The sequence below is a fragment of the Burkholderia sp. Se-20378 genome, from assembly GCF_017104665.1.
GTDB lineage: Bacteria > Pseudomonadota > Gammaproteobacteria > Burkholderiales > Burkholderiaceae > Burkholderia > Burkholderia lata.
In genome coordinates this window covers 1-16,467 of record NZ_JAAGPG010000061.1, presented here as the reverse complement: position 1 = coordinate 16,467, position 16,467 = coordinate 1, and the positions used below count along the sequence as shown (strand labels likewise).

Annotated in this window: 12 protein-coding genes; 5 read left to right on the top strand and 7 right to left on the bottom strand. The window is 67.1% G+C overall.

All coding sequences use genetic code 11. The annotated features are described in order from the left end of the window. Window positions 1-69: 69 nt before the first annotated feature. The 5 genes from G3N93_RS10150 to G3N93_RS10130 form a co-directional block, all read right to left on the bottom strand. Entirely contained in the window at window positions 70-1,470 is a 1,401-nt protein-coding gene (locus tag G3N93_RS10150) for a sensor domain-containing diguanylate cyclase (protein WP_174941185.1), read from the bottom strand. Between the two features lie 261 nt (window positions 1,471-1,731). Continuing rightward, window positions 1,732-2,910, bottom strand: coding sequence for an acetyl-CoA C-acyltransferase (locus G3N93_RS10145; protein WP_174941595.1), 1,179 nt, complete (start codon window positions 2,908-2,910; stop codon window positions 1,732-1,734). Window positions 2,911-2,961: 51 nt separating this feature from the next. Continuing rightward, a complete protein-coding gene (gene pncA / locus G3N93_RS10140) occupies window positions 2,962-3,594 on the bottom strand; it encodes a bifunctional nicotinamidase/pyrazinamidase (RefSeq protein ID WP_206132941.1) in 633 nt (210 codons plus the stop codon). Window positions 3,595-3,634: 40 nt separating this feature from the next. Then, window positions 3,635-5,719 (bottom strand): 3-hydroxyacyl-CoA dehydrogenase NAD-binding domain-containing protein, encoded by a 2,085-nt coding sequence (locus G3N93_RS10135; protein ID WP_206132940.1) that lies wholly within the window; start codon window positions 5,717-5,719, stop codon window positions 3,635-3,637. 188 nt (window positions 5,720-5,907) lie between these two features. Beyond that, window positions 5,908-7,551, bottom strand: coding sequence for a 3-(methylthio)propionyl-CoA ligase (locus G3N93_RS10130; RefSeq protein ID WP_206132939.1), 1,644 nt, complete (start codon window positions 7,549-7,551; stop codon window positions 5,908-5,910). A 146-nt stretch (window positions 7,552-7,697) separates the two neighbouring features. Between G3N93_RS10130 and G3N93_RS10125 the strand changes: the two genes are divergently transcribed. The 5 genes from G3N93_RS10125 to G3N93_RS10105 all read left to right on the top strand — a co-directional run bounded on the left by G3N93_RS10125 (window position 7,698) and on the right by G3N93_RS10105 (window position 11,507). Next, complete coding sequence (locus G3N93_RS10125) at window positions 7,698-9,266, top strand: YdiU family protein (protein WP_206132938.1); 1,569 nt, start codon at window positions 7,698-7,700, stop codon at window positions 9,264-9,266. Between the two features lie 44 nt (window positions 9,267-9,310). Further along, window positions 9,311-9,742, top strand: coding sequence for a peptide-methionine (R)-S-oxide reductase MsrB (msrB, locus tag G3N93_RS10120; RefSeq protein ID WP_011352349.1), 432 nt, complete (start codon window positions 9,311-9,313; stop codon window positions 9,740-9,742). Window positions 9,743-9,865: 123 nt separating this feature from the next. After that, window positions 9,866-10,396 carry a septation protein A gene (locus tag G3N93_RS10115; protein WP_069745154.1) on the top strand — a complete coding sequence of 177 codons (531 nt, stop codon included), beginning with the start codon at window positions 9,866-9,868 and terminating at the stop codon, window positions 10,394-10,396. A gap of 1 nt (window position 10,397) precedes the next feature. After that, window positions 10,398-10,706 carry a BolA family transcriptional regulator gene (locus tag G3N93_RS10110; protein WP_174941195.1) on the top strand — a complete coding sequence of 103 codons (309 nt, stop codon included), beginning with the start codon at window positions 10,398-10,400 and terminating at the stop codon, window positions 10,704-10,706. Between the two features lie 18 nt (window positions 10,707-10,724). Further along, entirely contained in the window at window positions 10,725-11,507 is a 783-nt protein-coding gene (locus G3N93_RS10105) for a peptidylprolyl isomerase (RefSeq protein WP_069256899.1), read from the top strand. A 170-nt stretch (window positions 11,508-11,677) separates the two neighbouring features. On the opposite strand, the gene G3N93_RS10100 is transcribed toward G3N93_RS10105, so the two are convergent. Then, window positions 11,678-12,223: a GNAT family N-acetyltransferase gene (locus G3N93_RS10100; protein WP_174941374.1), complete on the bottom strand. Its 546-nt coding sequence runs from the start codon at window positions 12,221-12,223 to the stop codon at window positions 11,678-11,680. A gap of 5 nt (window positions 12,224-12,228) precedes the next feature. Further along, window positions 12,229-16,293: a phosphoribosylformylglycinamidine synthase gene (gene purL / locus G3N93_RS10095; protein ID WP_206132937.1), complete on the bottom strand. Its 4,065-nt coding sequence runs from the start codon at window positions 16,291-16,293 to the stop codon at window positions 12,229-12,231. Window positions 16,294-16,467 lie beyond the last annotated feature (174 nt).

Genomic DNA, 16,467 nt, shown 5'->3' with positions numbered 1-16,467 from the left:
CTCTGTACGCCCGAGTTGCCGAATGTCCCGCGTTCGATCACCGTTGCCCGCGTGCCGCGCAAACCTGGATCACCGCGACACAACCCGGTTCCGCCCTTCCCGCTTCGCCTGGTACAAGCGTTCATCGACCACGCGCAGCAACGCATCCACCGTGCTGCCGTCGGCCCCGTATTGCGCAACGCCGACGCTGACCGTCACCTGCACGCGCTTGAAATCGAGTCCGAACGGTGAACTCGCGATCGACGAGCGCACGCGCTCGGCCGTCATTCGCGCGCCTTCGAGCGGCATCTCCGGCAGCAGCGCCATGAACTCCTCGCCGCCGACCCGCGCCAGCCCGCCGGCCGGCCGGATCGCATCGAGGCACTGGCGCACGACACCGCGCAGCACCTCGTCGCCAATCTGGTGCCCGTATGCATCGTTGATGTTCTTGAAATTGTCGAGATCGAGCGCGAGCAGGCAGAACGGCGTGCCGTCACGCTCGGCCCGCACCATCTCCCGCTCGACCTGTGCGATGAACTGCCGGCGGTTCGACGCGCCCGTCATCGGATCGGTCGCGGCCATGTATTCGAGCTTCTGGTTCGTGCGGCGCAGTTCCTGCAATGCGCTCTCGGTGCGCGCCATCGATTCCGACAGCCGGCTCATCAGGTCTTCCTGGCTGTAGATCGCGGAGAACGAGCGCGTCGTCTGCAGCGCCTGCACGACACCGTAGCTGAGCAGGAAGAAGCCGCCCGCGAAAATCGCGTGCGCAAGCCACCACATGTGATTCCACGGCTTGCCGAGGATGAACGCGAGCGACGACAGCGCGAACGCCATGATCGACACGCCGTAGATCACCATCAGCGGCGAGCGGATCCGCCGCGCGAGCAGCACGGCGACGTTCAGCAGCGAGAACACGAGCGCGCCGCCCTCCATCGACAGCCGCGTGCCCAGCGCGCCCGCGACCGGCGAATACGCGATGTACGCCACGACCACGTTGACGATCAGGAAAAACACGATCCACGGCAGCCACGTGCGCACGCTGGTACGCTTCTCGATCCGATCGGGCGGGCGCGAATACGACAGCAGGCCCGTGAGCAGCAGGATCGACATCACGAGCCGCGACGCAGGCCCGTACAGCAGGAACAGCCAGATGTTGTGATGCGCCATTCCGGTGAACGCACCGTGCAGCGCGTAGATCATCGCGAAGCCGAGAAAGCCAAGTGTCAGCCAGCGCAGCAGCGGCTCGCCGGACGACCGGTAGCACACCCACGTCACGTAGGTGACGAATGCGCCTTCGAGGGTCGCGGCGGCGATTGCGATTTCATGGAACGCGTGGCTCTCGAACACGACGTGCGGGTCGCTGAAGAACCACAGATAGGCGATCAGATAGGCAGGCAGCAACGCGAATCCGATCAGCAGGCATTTCGCGTAGAGCCTCGCGGCCGCGCTGACGACGCGCGGCGGTTCCCCGGCTGCATAGGTCGTACTCATTCGGTCCCCGGTCGGTCTGCTGCGTTGGTTCGAACCTTCGCGGCACGGATCGCGCAACGCACAATCCGGCCCATCGTGCCGAAAGGCAAATGTCAGAGCAAGTATAGGTGGGGCAATTCGTTTGACAAGTAAGGGGAAACGGCATTGCCGGGTGCATGCCTTTTGCTTCCCGATTGTTTCGAATGGTGGTTCAGTCGCACCGATTCGCGTCGCGGCCGCCTGCCTCGCCGAAGCGAAGCCGCGGCCGCATCTTGCCAAAGATCAGAGGATTTCGAACAGGCCAGCTGCGCCCTGCCCGCCGCCGATGCACATCGTGACGACCACGTACTTCACGCCGCGCCGCTTGCCTTCGATCAGCGCATGGCCCGTCAGGCGTGCGCCCGATACGCCGTACGGATGGCCGACCGCGATTGCGCCGCCGTTCACGTTCAGTCGATCCTCAGGAATCCCGAGCGTGTCGCGGCAGTACAGCACCTGCACCGCGAACGCTTCGTTCAATTCCCACAGGCCGATATCGTCGACCTTCAACCCCGCCTGCTTCAGCAGCTTGGGCACCGCGAACACGGGGCCGATGCCCATCTCGTCCGGCTCGCACCCGGCCACCGCGAAACCGCGGAACACGCCGAGCGGCTGCAGCCCTTCGCGCTGTGCGGCGTCGGCGCTCATCACGACGCAGGCCGACGCGCCGTCCGAGAACTGGCTCGCGTTGCCGGCGGTGATCACGCCACCCGGCATGGCCGACCGGATCTTCGACACGCCTTCCAGCGTCGTGTCGGGACGGATCCCTTCGTCGGCCGATACCGTCACTTCCTTCGTGAACAGGCGGCCCGTCGCCTTGTCGGCGATGCCCGCGAGCACGGTGATCGGCACGATCTCGTCGCGAAAGCGCCCGGCTTCCTGCGCGGCTGCCGCCCGAAGTTGCGACTGCACGCCGTACTCGTCCTGCCGCTCCTTCGAGATGCCGTAGCGCTTCGCGACGTTCTCGGCCGTCTGCAGCATGTTCCAGTAGATCTCGGGCTTGTGCTGGACGAGCCAGCCTTCCTGGATCATGTGGTGGTTCATCTCGTTCTGCACGCACGAGATCGATTCGACGCCGCCCGCCACATACACTTCGCCTTCGCCCGCGATGATCCGCTGCGCGGCCAGCGCGATGGTCTGCAGCCCGGACGAGCAGAAACGGTTCACGGTCATCCCCGGCACCGTCACGGGCAGCCCCGCGCGCAGTGCGATCTGCCGCGCGATGTTCGCGCCGGTTGCGCCTTCGGGGTTCGCGCACCCCATGATCACGTCCTCGACGCGTGCGGGGTCGAGCTTCGCGCGTTCGAGCGCGGCCGCGACCACGTGGCCGCCGAGCGTCGCGCCATGCGTCATGTTGAAAGCACCGCGCCAGGATTTCGCCAGCGGCGTGCGGGCGGTCGATACGATTACGGCTTCGGTCATGCGAGTCTCCTTCGGTCCTGCATCATGTCCTGAATCGGATGGGGAATTGCGCTACGCCGCCGGGCGCGCGCCCGCGGACGTCACATGCGCGACGCCCGCTGCCTGCATCTGTTGCCATGCGTGGGCGAGCGACCCGTTCAGGTCGATCGCGCGGCACGCATCGTTGATCACTGCGGCTTCGAAACCGGCCGCGCGCGCATCGAGCGCCGACCACGCAACGCAGTAGTCGGTCGCGAGCCCGCAGCACCACACACGCTTCGCGCCGAGCTCGCGCAGATAGCCCGCGAGCCCGGTGCGCGTCGTGCGGTCGGCTTCGACGAACGCGGAATAGCTGTCGACCTGCGCGTCGCCGCCCTTGCGGATCACGAGCCGCGCATGCGGGAGGTCGAGGTCGCGATGCAACGCCGCGCCGTCGGTGTCCTGCACGCAGTGCATGGGCCACAGCACCTGCTCGCCGTACGGCAGCGCGAGCGTGGAGAACGGTTCGCGGCCCGGATGGTTCGCCGCGAACGACACGTGCTCGCGCGGGTGCCAGTCCTGCGTCAGCACGACCTGGTCGAAGCGTTGCGCCAGCGCGTTGATCACCGGCACGACCGCGTCGCCGTCGGGCACCGCGAGCGCGCCGCCCGGCATGAAGTCGTATTGCACGTCGATCACGAGCAGTACGTCGTCGGTGCGTTTCATTGCGTTTCTCCGGGTGTGCGTCGCGCCGCGATCCAGCGCGTCAGCCGTTGAACCCGCGGCCGGCCTTCGCGAGCTCCGCGATCGACGGCGCGAGGTGCCATGCGTCGCCGTTCGGTGCAGCCGCGTAGCGGCGAATCGCGCGCTCGACGTTGTAGAGGCCGACCACGTCCGCGTACAGCATCGGGCCACCGCGCCACAGCGGGAAGCCATAGCCGGTCAGGTAGACCATGTCGATGTCGGACGCCTTCGACGCGATCTTCTCTTCGAGAATCTTCGCGCCTTCGTTGACGAGCGCGAACACGAGCCGCTCGACGATCTCGTCGTCACCGATCTTGCGCCGCTCGACGCCGCGCTCCTTCGAATACGCGACGACCAACTCGTCGACGAGCGACGACGGCTTCGCCTTGCGATCGCCCGGCACGTAGTCGTACCAGCCGGCACCCGTCTTCTGGCCGAAGCGGCCCTGCTCGCACAGACGGTCGGCGATCTTCGAGTACTGGAGATCGGGCTGCTCGATGTAGCGGCGCTTGCGGATCGCCCAGCCGATGTCGTTGCCGGCGAGGTCGCTCATCCGGAACGGGCCCATCGCGAAACCGAATTTCTCGATCGCACGGTCGACCTGCGCGGGCAGCGCGCCTTCCTCGAGCATGAACAGCGCCTGGCGGATGTACTGCTCGATCATCCGGTTGCCGATGAAGCCGTCGCACACGCCCGACACGACCGCCGTCTTGCGGATCTTCTTCGCGACGGCCATCACGGTGGCCAGCACGTCCTTCGCGGTCTGCGCGCCGCGCACGACCTCGAGCAGCTTCATCACGTTCGCCGGGCTGAAGAAGTGCATGCCGACGACGTCCTGCGGGCGCTTCGTGAACGCCGCGATCTTGTCGACGTCGAGCGTCGACGTGTTCGACGCGAGGATCGCGCCCGCCTTCGCAACTTCGTCGAGCTTCTTGAACACCTGCTCCTTCACGCCGAGTTCCTCGAACACGGCCTCGACGATCAGGTCGGCATCTTTCAGGTCGTCGTAGGACAGCGTCGGCGTGATCAGCGCCATGCGCGCGTCGAGCTTCTCCTGCGTGAGCTTGCCCTTCTTCACCTGCGCGTCGTAGTTCTTGCGGATCGTCGCGACGCCGCGCTCGAGCGCGTCCTGTTTCGTCTCGAGCAACGTCACCGGCAGGCCCGCATTGATGAAATTCATCGCGATCCCGCCGCCCATCGTGCCCGCGCCGATCACGCCGACGCGGCGAATCTCGCGCAACGGCGTATCGGCCGGCACGTCGGGGATCTTGCTCGCCGCGCGCTCGCCGAAGAATGCATGCCGCAGCGCGCGGCTTTCCGGCGTCATCATCAACGCGACGAAACCCTCGCGCTCGGCAACGCTGCCCTTGTCGAAGCCGTGCAGCACGCCGGCCTCGATCGCATCGATGCACTTGTGCGGCGCAGGGAAGTTCGGTGCGGCGGCCCGGGCCGAATTGCGCGCGAACTGGATGAAGCCCGCGGCGTTCGGGTGGACGATATTGCGATCACGCACGCGCGGATGCGGCCCCTTCTGCGCACCGACCTTGCGGGCGAACGCGACGGCCGCGTCGAGCAGGTCGCCGTCGGCCATTTCGTCGAACAGCCCGCTCTTCGCGAGCTGCTCCGACGGCACGGGCGCGCCCGACACGATCATGTTCAGCGCGGTTTCGAGCCCTACTGCACGCGGCAGGCGCTGCGTGCCGCCCGCGCCCGGCAGCAGGCCGAGCTTCACTTCGGGCAGCGCGACCTGCGCGCCCGGTGCCGCGACGCGGTAGTGCGCGCCGAGCGCGAGCTCGAGGCCGCCGCCCATCACGACGCTGTGCAGCGCCGCGACGACGGGCTTCGCGCTCGCCTCCACCGCGTGAATCACGGTGTGCAGCGTCGGCTCCTGCAACGCCTTCGGCGTATTAAATTCGGTGATGTCCGCGCCGCCCGAGAATGCGCGTCCCGCGCCGGTCAGCACGATGGCCGTGACCGACGGGTCCTGCGCGGCGCGATCGAGCGCGTCCATGACGCCCTGACGGGTCGACAGGCCGAGCCCGTTGACGGGCGGATTGTTGAGTGTAAGGACGGCCACGCCGTCGCGAGTCGAGTAATCCACTGCCATCTGCCTGCCTCCATGCATCGCGCGCCGGGGTGGCTGCGCTTCATTGTGCGCGGTCGAACAGCCGCATGTCCGGATGAACGGAGGCAGCATACAACGAAAAAGCACGGTCGTTCAATTTGAATTTTTTTCCCGATCCGGGGACGGATCGGGCGACCGCTTCACGAACCGCTTCCGGCCCGGGCCCGGCGTTACGGCTCGCAGACCGCCGTCGGCAACACGTAATCGCGGAACGTCTCGCGCAGCTTCAGCTTCTGCAGCTTGCCGGTCGCGGTGTGCGGCAGCGATTCGACGAATACGACGTCGTCGGGAATCCACCATTTCGCGACCTTGCCTTCGTAGAACGCGAGCAGCGCGTCGCGGTTCAGGTTCGCCCCTTCGCGAGGCACGACGACGAGCAGCGGTCGCTCGGTCCATTTCGGGTGCGCACAGGCGATGCAGGCGGCCTCGGCCACGCCCGGGTGCGCAATCGCGACGTTCTCGATGTCGATCGAGCTGATCCACTCGCCGCCCGACTTGATCACGTCCTTGCTGCGGTCGGTGATCTGCAGGAAGCCGTCGGGGTCGATCGTCGCGACGTCGCCGGTCGGGAACCAGCCGTCCGACAGCGGCGACGACTCGCCGCGAAAATAGTGGTCGATCACCCACGGGCCGCGCACCTGCAGTTCGCCGAACGCGACGCCGTCCCACGGCAGCTCGTGGCCGTCCTCGCCGACGATGCGCATGTCGACGCCGCAGATCACGCGCCCCTGCTTCTCGAGCAGCTTGCGCTGCGCGTCGAGCGGCCGCTGCGACTGCGCCCAGTTGAGCTTCGCGAGCGTGCCGAGCGGCGACAGCTCGGTCATCCCCCATGCGTGGATCACGCGCACGCCGTATTCGTCCTCGAAGGTGCGCAGCATCGCGGGCGGGCACGCGGAGCCGCCGATCACCGTGCGGTTCAGCGTCGAGAAGCGCACGCCGGCTTCGCGCATGTAGTTGAGCAGGCCGAGCCACACGGTCGGCACGCCCGCCGAGAACGTCACGCGCTCGGCTTCCATCAGCTCGTACAGCGATTTCCCGTCGAGATCCTTGCCGGGCAGCACGAGCTTGCCGCCCGTGAGCGGTACCGCGTACGGCAGCCCCCACGCGTTGACGTGGAACATCGGCACGACGGGCAGCACGGCGTCCATCGCGGACAGGTTCATCGCGTCGGGCAACGCGGCGCCGTACGCGTGCAGCACGGTCGAGCGGTGCGAATACAGCACGCCCTTCGGGTTGCCGGTCGTGCCCGACGTGTAGCAGAGCCCCGACGCCTGCTGCTCGTCGAGGCGCGGCCAGTCGTAGCGGCCGTCCTCCGCTTCGACTAGCGTTTCATAGCAGAGGAACGGCGTCGTGCCGGACGGCAGGTGCGCGGCGTCCGTCATCGCGACCCAGCCCTTCACGTGCGGACATTGCGGCGCGATGGCCGCGACGAGCGGTGCGAAATTGATGTCGAAGAAGACGTAGCGGTCTTCCGCGTGATTGACGATGTACGCGATCTGCTCGGGGAACAGGCGCGGGTTGATCGTGTGGCACACGGCCCCCATCCCGCCGATCCCGTAATACGCTTCCAGATGCCGGTAACCGTTCCACGCCAGCGTGCCGACGCGATCGCCGGATTCGACGCCGAGCCGCGTAAGCGCCTGCGCCAGCTGCTTCGCGCGGCGTTCGCAATCGCGGTACGTGTAGCGATGCAGATCGCCTTCCACGCGCTTCGACACGATCTCCGTATCGCCGGCGTGCCGCGCGGCATGAGAAATCAGCGAGGACACCAGCAACGGCATGTCCATCATCTGGCCCAGCAACGGCTTACCCATCGTCTTGTTCTCCGTGAGGATGCGAATCGGTGCCTCTGCGGCGCGCCCGTCAGCGGCCCCGGACGGGCGTGGCGCACGGTGCGCGGGCCACCATGCGGGCGGCGCGGCGCCGCCTTACAATATCGGCTTACCCAGAGGCGCTCAACATGTCGTTTTCCCGAAGCGCAGCCGATGCGGCTGACACCCTCCCCGACCTCGCCGCCACGCTCGGCGAGCCCGCCGTTGGCGCGTTCGTCACGCTCGGCGACGCGTTTCATACGCGGCTGCCGGCCGCGCCGCTTGCGGCGCCGTACGTCGTCGGCTTTTCCGACGAAGTCGCGCAACTGCTCGACCTGCCGCAGTCGATCGCCGCGCAGCCCGGCTTCGCCGAGCTGTTTGCCGGCAACCCGACGCGCGACTGGCCTGCGAACGCGATGCCGTATGCATCGGTGTATTCCGGCCACCAGTTCGGCGTGTGGGCCGGCCAGCTCGGCGACGGTCGCGCGCTGACGATCGGCGAGCGCACCGGCACGAACGGCCGCCGCTACGAGCTGCAGCTGAAAGGCAGCGGCCGCACGCCGTACTCGCGAATGGGCGACGGCCGCGCGGTGCTGCGCTCGTCGATCCGCGAATTCCTGTGCTCGGAAGCGATGCATCACCTCGGCATCCCGACCACACGCGCACTGACGGTGATCGGTTCCGACCAGCCGGTGGTGCGCGAGGAGATCGAGACGTCGGCCGTCGTCACGCGCGTGTCCGAGAGCTTCGTGCGCTTCGGCCACTTCGAGCACTTCTTCTCGAACGATCGCCCCGACCTGCTGCGCCAGCTCGCCGATCACGTGATCGACCGCTTCTATCCGGATTGCCGCCACGCCGACGATCCGTACCTCGCGCTGCTCGAAGCCGCGATGCTGCGCACGGCCGATCTCGTCGCGCAGTGGCAGGCCGTCGGCTTCTGCCACGGCGTGATGAACACCGACAACATGTCGATCCTCGGCGTGACGATCGACTACGGCCCGTTCGGCTTCGTCGATGCGTTCGACGCGAACCACATCTGCAACCACTCGGATACGAGCGGCCGCTACGCATACCGGATGCAGCCGCGCATCGCGCACTGGAACTGCTATTGCCTCGCGCAGGCGCTGCTGCCGCTGATCGGTCTGCAGCACGGCATCGCCGACGACGATGCGCGCGCCGAACGTGCAGTGGAGGACGCGCAGGCCGTGCTCGCGAAATTCCCTGAACGTTTCGGCCCCGCGCTCGAGCGTGCGATGCGCGCGAAGCTCGGCCTCGAGCTCGAGCGCGAGAACGATGCCGAGCTTGCCAACAAGCTGCTCGAGACGATGCATGCGAGCCACGCGGATTTCACGCTGACGTTCCGCCGGCTCGCGCAGATCTCGAAGCACGACGCGAGCCGCGACGCGCCCGTGCGCGACCTGTTCATCGACCGCGACGCGTTCGACGCGTGGGCGAACCTCTACCGCGCGCGGCTGTCCGAGGAAACGCGCGACGATGCGGCACGTGCGGCCGCGATGAACCGCGTGAACCCGAAATACGTGTTGCGCAACCATCTCGCCGAAGTCGCGATCCGGCGCGCGAAGGAAAAGGATTTTTCGGAAGTCGAGCGTCTCGCGCAGATCCTGCGCCGGCCGTTCGACGAACAACCGGAGCATGAAGCGTACGCGGCGTTGCCGCCCGACTGGGCCGGGTCGCTCGAAGTGAGCTGCTCGTCCTGAGCCCCAACCCGCGCGTATCGACCGACCGATCAGGAGAACCCCACATGTCCCACGATTCCGACGACAAGACCTTCCCGTACGAGAAGGACGACGCCGAGCTGCGCCGCCGGCTCACGCCGATGCAGTACGAAGTCACGCAGCATGCGGCAACCGAGCGTGCGTTCACCGGCGAATACACCGACACCGAAGACGACGGCATCTACAAATGCGTCGTCTGCAGCACGCCGCTGTTCGAATCCGGCTCCAAATTCCACTCGGGCTGCGGCTGGCCCAGCTACTTCAAGCCGCTCAACGGCGAGGTGATCGACGAAAAGGTCGACTACTCGCACGGGATGGTGCGTGTCGAGGTGCGCTGCAACCACTGCGGCGCGCATCTCGGCCACGTGTTCGAGGACGGCCCGCGCGACCAGACCGGTTTGCGGTACTGCATCAATTCGGCTGCGTTAAACTTCGAGTCCCGACCCGAAAACGAATGAGCGGCGCCGGGCGGATCCGCGGGGCACTCCTCGCCGCCGCCCCGATCCGCTCCGGCGGTGCCTGGCGGGTCCCTACAACGGTGAAAGGCCGCGCAAGCGGCCTTTCACGCAGCTGCGAGCGCCATGAAATTCCTGTTCGATCTGTTTCCGATCATCCTGTTTTTTGCCGCCTTCAAGGTCTGGGGCATCTTTACCGCTACCGCCGTCGCGATCGTCGCGACGCTGGCCCAGGTCGCATGGGTTGCCTTCCGGCACCGGAAGGTCGACACGATGCTGTGGGTCAGCCTCGGCGTGATCGTCGTTTTCGGTGGCGCCACCCTCGTCCTGCATGACGAGAAATTCATTCAATGGAAACCGACTGTGCTGTACTGGCTGTTTGCGGTCGGGCTGCTCGCCGCGCGTTATGCGTTCGGCAACAACCTGATCGAGAAGATGATGGGCAAGCAGCTCACGCTGCCGCACCCCGTGTGGGACAAGCTGAACGTCGCCTGGGCGCTGTTCTTCGCGGTGCTCGGCGTCGCGAACCTGTACGTGGTGCACAACTTCACCGAATCGCAATGGGTGAACTTCAAGCTGTTCGGCACGACGGGCGCGATGGTCGTATTCATCATCCTGCAGAGCCTGTGGCTCACGAAATACCTGAAGGACGAGTGACATGACGGACGCCTTTCTCCACGCGTCGCCTGACGAACGCATCGCGCTGATCGAAGCGCGCCTCACCGCCTCGCTCGCCCCGGTGTCGCTCACCGTGCGCGACGACAGCGCGCAGCACGCAGGCCACGCCGGCGCGTCCGCCGGCGGCCACTTCACGGTCACGATCGTGTCGGCCGCCTTCGCGGGCAAGCCGCGCGTCGCGCGGCACCGGCTGGTGTATGATGCGCTCGCTGATGCGATGCAGCGCGGTATTCACGCGCTCGCGATCGTGGCTTACACGCCCGAAGAATTCAACGAATCTTCAATCTAGTCTCATTAGGAATTCCCGATGATCCTGAAATCCCCCCGCCTGTGGGTCGCGGCGGCTGCGTTTGCAGCGGCACCGGCATTTGCCCAGAACATCGCCGTCGTCAACGGCACGCCGATTCCGAAGTCGCGCGCCGACGCGATGGTTGCTCAGCTCGTCCAGCAAGGCCAGACCGACAGCCCGCAACTGCAGCAGGCCGTCCGCCAGGAACTCGTGAACCGCGAAATCCTGATGCAGGAAGCAATCCGTGAAGGCATCCCGAACCGTCCGGACGTGAAGGCGCAAGTCGCCGTCGCGCAGCAGACCGTCGTGCTGCGTTCGATGATCGAGAGCTTCCTGAAGAAGAACCAGCCGACCGACGCCGAAGTGAAGGCGCGCTACGACGACCTCGTCAAGGGCGCCGGCGGCAATCGCGAATACCACCTGCACCACATCCTCGTCGACAACGAGCAGCAGGCGAAGGACCTGATCGCGAAGATCAAGGCCGGCGCGAAGTTCGAGGATCTCGCGAAGCAGTACTCGAAGGATCCGGGTTCGGGCAAGAACGGCGGCGATCTCGACTGGTCCGACCCGAAGGCGTACGTGCCGGAATTCGCGGCGGCTGCGCAGAAGCTGCAGAAAGGCCAGATGACCGATACGCCGGTGAAGACGCAGTTCGGCTGGCACATCATCCGTGTCGACGACATCCGCGACATCGCCCCGCCGCCGTTCGATCAGGTGAAGGCACAGATCGCGCAGCAGCTCGTGCAGCAGAAGCTGCAGGCGTTCGAGGAAGGTCTGCGCCAGCAGGCAAAGATCCAGTAACGCCGGCGCTCGTCGCCGCATCGAAAAGCCGCTCTTCGGAGCGGCTTTTTTATTGCCCGTGCACTGCTTGCGGACGCGTCACGATGCGCTTGCAGCCCGGCAAAAGAAAAAGGCCGCTCTCCAGAGAGCGGCCCTTTCCGTGCCGGATTCACGCGCTCCGCATGCGCAGGTTACGCGGGATAAAACACGTCGTGATAGCGAACGTCACCCGACGGACGCGGCGCCGAATCGTCGAGCGACAGCGCGAGGAAATACTCGGGCGGCACGCCCGGGAACACGATGTCGCCGGATGGCGCAAAGCCGAACCGCGTGTAGTACGCGGGTTCCCCGAGCAGCACGCAGCCGCGTGCGCCAAGCCGGCGCAACGCGTCGAGCCCCGTGCGCACCAGCCCCGCACCGATGCTCTGCCGCTGGCAGTCGGGCAGCACCGCGAGCGGCGCCAGCCCGTACCAGCCCTGGCTACCCGACGGTTCACCACCGATCGACACCGGCGAGAACGCAACGTGACCGATCAGGCGGCCGTCGCGCTCCGCGACGAGCGAGACGCTCAACGCACCGTCCGCACGCAGCGTATCGACGATCCGCCGTTCGAACTGCCCGCCTTCCGGCTCGCCAGCGAACGCCGCGACGATCACGCGGCCGATCGCGTCGGCCTCGCTCGCGCGCTGGTCGCGCAGCGTGACGACCTCGACCGGCGCGTTCGGGTCGAACATCATCCCGATCAACCGATCCAGCGGCGCGCGTTGCGGAACACGCGCATCCACGGGCTCGCTTCACCCCAGCTTTCCGGGTGCCAGCTCATCGCGACCGTACGATGCACACGCTCCATGTGCGGCATCAGCACCGAGAAGCGGCCGTCGGCCGTCGTGACCGACGTGATGCCGGCCGGCGAGCCGTTCGGGTTGAACGGATAGCCCTCGGTCGCTTCGCCGCGGTGGTCGACGTAACGCATCGCGACCGCGACGCGATCGATGTCGCCCTGCTGCGAGAAGTCCGCGTAGCCTTCGCCGTGCGCGACCGCGACCGGAATCCGCGAGCCTTCCATCCCCGCGAAGAAGATCGACGGCGACTTTTCCACTTCGACGAACGAGAAGCGCGCCTCGAACTGCTCGGACTTGTTGCGCGTGAACTTCGGCCACGCTTCCGCGCCCGGGATCATCGACGCGAGGCTCGACAGCATCTGGCAGCCGTTGCAGATGCCGAGTGCGAACGTGTCGGGACGCGCGAAGAACGCCGAGAACATGTCGGCGAGGTTCGCGTTGAAGCGGACCGTCTTCGCCCAGCCTTCGCCCGCACCCAGCACGTCGCCGTACGAGAAGCCGCCGCATGCGACCGCACCCGCGAAATCGGCGAGCGTGGCACGGCCGGCCAGCAGGTCGCTCATGTGCACGTCGTGTGCATCGAAGCCCGCGCGATCGAACGCGTAGGCCGTTTCCAGATGCGAGTTCACGCCCTGCTCGCGCAGGATCGCGACGCGCGGCCGTGCGCCCGTTGCGATGAACGGCGCGGCGATGTCGTCGGCCGGATCGAAGCTCAGCACCGGCGAGATGCCCGGATCGGCCGCGTCGAGCAGCGCGTCGTATTCGGCATCCGCGCATGCGGGGTTGTCGCGCAAGCGCGCGATGCGCCAGCTCACTTCGCCCCATGCGCGATGGAGTTCGGTGCGCGGTGCGTCGAAGATCTTCTTCGCGTCGCGATACACCTCGATCACGTCGCGATCGTTGACCGAGCCGATCACGTGCGAGCACGCCGACAGGCCGAACTCGCGCAGTGCGCCGAGCACCGCGTCACGGTCGGTCGCACGCACCTGCACGACGGCGCCGAGTTCCTCGGAGAACAGCGCGCGCAGCGTGCGATCGTCGCGGCGGCCGCTCGTCTGCTTCGCCCAGTCCTTCGCGTCGCCGTAGTCGGATTCGTGATTCGGGTCGAGCGTCAGCATGTCGACGTTCAGCGACACGCCCGCGTGGCCCGCGAACGCCATTTCGCACACCGTCGCCCACAGGCCGCCGTCCGAGCGGTCGTGGTATGCCAGCAGCTTGTCCTGCGCATTGAGCGACTGGATCGCGTTGAAGAAGCGCTTCAGGTCTTCTGCGTCGTCGACGTCCGGCGTCGTGTCGCCGACCTGCTGCGTGACCTGCGCGAAGATGCTGCCGCCCATCCGGTTCTTGCCGCGACCGAGATCGATCGCGATCAGCACGCTGTCGCCTGCGTCGGCGATGCGGCGCAGTTGCGGCGTCAGGTGACGGCGCACGTCCTCGACCGGCGCGAATGCGGAGATGATCAGCGACACCGGCGACACCACTTCCTTCGCGACGCCCTGCTCGTCCCACTTCGTCTTCATCGACAGCGAATCCTTGCCAACCGGGATGCCGATCCCGAGTGCCGGGCACAGCTCCATGCCGATCGCCTTGACCGTGTCGAACAGCGCGGCGTCCTCGCCGGCCGTGCCGCATGCAGCCATCCAGTTCGCCGACAGCTTCAGCTTGTCGAGCGATGCGATCGGCGCGCTCGCGATGTTCGTGATCGCCTCGCCGACCGCCATGCGGCCCGATGCCGGCGCGTCGATCACCGCGAGCGGCGTGCGCTCGGCCATCGTCATCGCCTCACCCTTGAAGCCCGCATAGTCGAGCGCGGTGACCGCGCAGTCGGCCACCGGTACCTGCCACGGGCCGACCATCTGGTCGCGCACCGACGTGCCGCCAACCGAACGGTCGCCGATCGTGATCAGGAACGACTTGCTGCCGACCGTCGGGTGCTTCAGCACGTCGACCGCGACTTCCGACAGCGCGATGCCCGTCACGTCGACCGGCGCGCGCTCGGTCGTCACGCGCGTGACGTCGCGATGCATGCGCGGCGGCTTGCCGAGCAGCACTTCCATCGGCATGTCGACCGGGTATTCGTCGGCGCCCGTCGCTTCGTCGTCGACGAGCTTCAGCTGACGTTCGTCGGTCGCGACACCAACCACCGCGAACGGGCAGCGCTCACGCACGCAGATCGCCTCGAAACGCGGCAGGTCGGCCGGCGCGATCGCCAGCACGTAGCGCTCCTGCGCTTCGTTCGACCAGATTTCGCGCGGCGACAGGCCCGATTCCTCGAGCGCGACCTTGCGCAGCTCGAAGCGCGCGCCCTTGCCCGCACCGTCGACGATCTCGGGGAACGCGTTCGACAGGCCGCCCGCGCCAACGTCGTGGATGCTCAGGATCGGGTTTTCCGCGCCGAGCTGCCAGCAGCCGTTGATCACTTCCTGTGCGCGACGCTCGATTTCGGGGTTGCCGCGCTGCACCGAGTCGAAGTCGAGTTCGGCCGTGTTCGCGCCGGTCGCCATCGAGCTCGCGGCGCCGCCGCCCATCCCGATCCGCATGCCGGGGCCGCCGATCTGGATCAGCAGCGAGCCGGCCGGCACGTCGTGCTTGTGCGTATGTTGATCGGCGATGTTGCCGAGGCCGCCCGCGATCATGATCGGCTTGTGATAGCCGTGCACCTTCCCGCCGACGTTCTGCTCGTACACGCGGAAGTAGCCGCCGAGGTTCGGACGACCGAATTCGTTGTTGAACGCGGCGCCGCCGAGCGGGCCGTCGATCATGATCTGCAACGGCGACGCGATGCGGTCCGGGCGGCCGTACGGGCCGTGCGCATCGTTCGGGTTGCGCTCGCCGACCGGCTGGGCCGCGTCGCGCGCGTTTTCCCACGACTGGCGTGCGTCGGGCAGATCGAGGTTCGACACGGTGAAGCCCGTGAGGCCGGCCTTCGGGCGCGCACCGCGGCCCGTCGCGCCTTCGTCGCGGATCTCGCCGCCTGCGCCGGTCGCCGCACCCGGGAACGGCGAGATCGCCGTCGGGTGGTTGTGCGTCTCGACCTTCATCAGCGTGTGCGTGAGCTCGGTGTGGCGGCCGTAGCGCTCGCCCGGCTCGCCGGCCGCGCCCGCGTTGCGCGGGAACCAGCGCTCGGCTTCGGCGCCGACCATGATCGACGAGTTGTCCGAATACGCGACGATCGTGCCCTGCGGGTTCAGCTTTTCGGTATTGCGGATCATCGCGAACAGCGACATGTCCTGCGCTTCGCCGTCGATCGTCCACTGCGCGTTGAAGATCTTGTGGCGGCAGTGCTCGCTGTTCGCCTGCGCGAACATCATCAGTTCCACGTCGGTCGGGTTGCGTTCGAGCTTGCGGAACGCGTCGACCAGGTAGTCGATCTCGTCGTCGGCGAGCGCGAGGCCCAGCTCGACGTTCGCGCGTTCGAGCGCACCGCGGCCGACGCCCAGCACGTCGACGCTCGCGAGCGGCTTGGCCGGCAGTTCGTCGAACAGGTGCTTCGCGTCGTCGCGCGCCGCGACCACGCTTTCGGTCATCCGGTCATGCAGCGCGGCTGCGACGGCCGCGCGTGCGTCGTCCGACAGCGCCTTCTTGCCGCCGAGCAGGCCCGACTTCAGCGTGACCGTGAACTCGACGCCGCGCTCGATGCGGCGCACCTGCGTGAGGCCGCAATGCTGCGCGATGTCGGTCGCCTTGCTCGCCCACGGCGAGACCGTGCCGAAGCGCGGCAGCACGACGAAGGTCTCGGCCGTGCCCTTTTCAGTCGCCGGTTCGAACGGCGCGCCGTAGTGCATCAGCGCGTCGATGCGCGCGCTGTCGTCGGCCGACAGCGGCTCGGCCGCATTGACGAAGTGCAGGAACTGCCCGCGCACCGCGACGATGTTGGCGTCGATTTGCCTGAGCGTGTCGAGCAGACGGGTTTGACGGAAATCGGAGAGGGCCGAAGCGCCGGGAAAACACGAGAAGTGAGCCATGGGCTGGACTGACGTCGATGAGTCGCGCGAGGTGGCGACGTGGGGCGAAAGGAAGGCCGTAATTATACCCGGAAGTCGGTCGCCCCAAACCGGCTGATCGGTAGCCCGCATGCACCGCAACGGTGCCGTGGTGCGCGCCGCCCACGGGCCGCCCGCCGGGCCGCCCCGCGCGGG

What these genes read in the sequence shown, in the direction of transcription:
- G3N93_RS10115 (WP_069745154.1), top strand. Translation starts at nt 9,866, where the DNA reads ATGAAATTCCTGTTCGATCTGTTTCCGATCATCCTGTTTTTTGCCGCC.
- G3N93_RS10130 (WP_206132939.1), bottom strand. Translation starts at nt 7,551, where the DNA reads ATGGGTAAGCCGTTGCTGGGCCAGATGATGGACATGCCGTTGCTGGTG.
- G3N93_RS10105 (WP_069256899.1), top strand. Translation starts at nt 10,725, where the DNA reads ATGATCCTGAAATCCCCCCGCCTGTGGGTCGCGGCGGCTGCGTTTGCA.
- G3N93_RS10110 (WP_174941195.1), top strand. Translation starts at nt 10,398, where the DNA reads ATGACGGACGCCTTTCTCCACGCGTCGCCTGACGAACGCATCGCGCTG.
- G3N93_RS10150 (WP_174941185.1), bottom strand. Translation starts at nt 1,470, where the DNA reads ATGAGTACGACCTATGCAGCCGGGGAACCGCCGCGCGTCGTCAGCGCG.
- G3N93_RS10125 (WP_206132938.1), top strand. Translation starts at nt 7,698, where the DNA reads ATGTCGTTTTCCCGAAGCGCAGCCGATGCGGCTGACACCCTCCCCGAC.
- G3N93_RS10135 (WP_206132940.1), bottom strand. Translation starts at nt 5,719, where the DNA reads ATGGCAGTGGATTACTCGACTCGCGACGGCGTGGCCGTCCTTACACTC.
- G3N93_RS10100 (WP_174941374.1), bottom strand. Translation starts at nt 12,223, where the DNA reads ATGATGTTCGACCCGAACGCGCCGGTCGAGGTCGTCACGCTGCGCGAC.
- G3N93_RS10145 (WP_174941595.1), bottom strand. Translation starts at nt 2,910, where the DNA reads ATGACCGAAGCCGTAATCGTATCGACCGCCCGCACGCCGCTGGCGAAA.
- pncA (WP_206132941.1), bottom strand. Translation starts at nt 3,594, where the DNA reads ATGAAACGCACCGACGACGTACTGCTCGTGATCGACGTGCAATACGAC.
- msrB (WP_011352349.1), top strand. Translation starts at nt 9,311, where the DNA reads ATGTCCCACGATTCCGACGACAAGACCTTCCCGTACGAGAAGGACGAC.
- purL (WP_206132937.1), bottom strand. Translation starts at nt 16,293, where the DNA reads ATGGCTCACTTCTCGTGTTTTCCCGGCGCTTCGGCCCTCTCCGATTTC.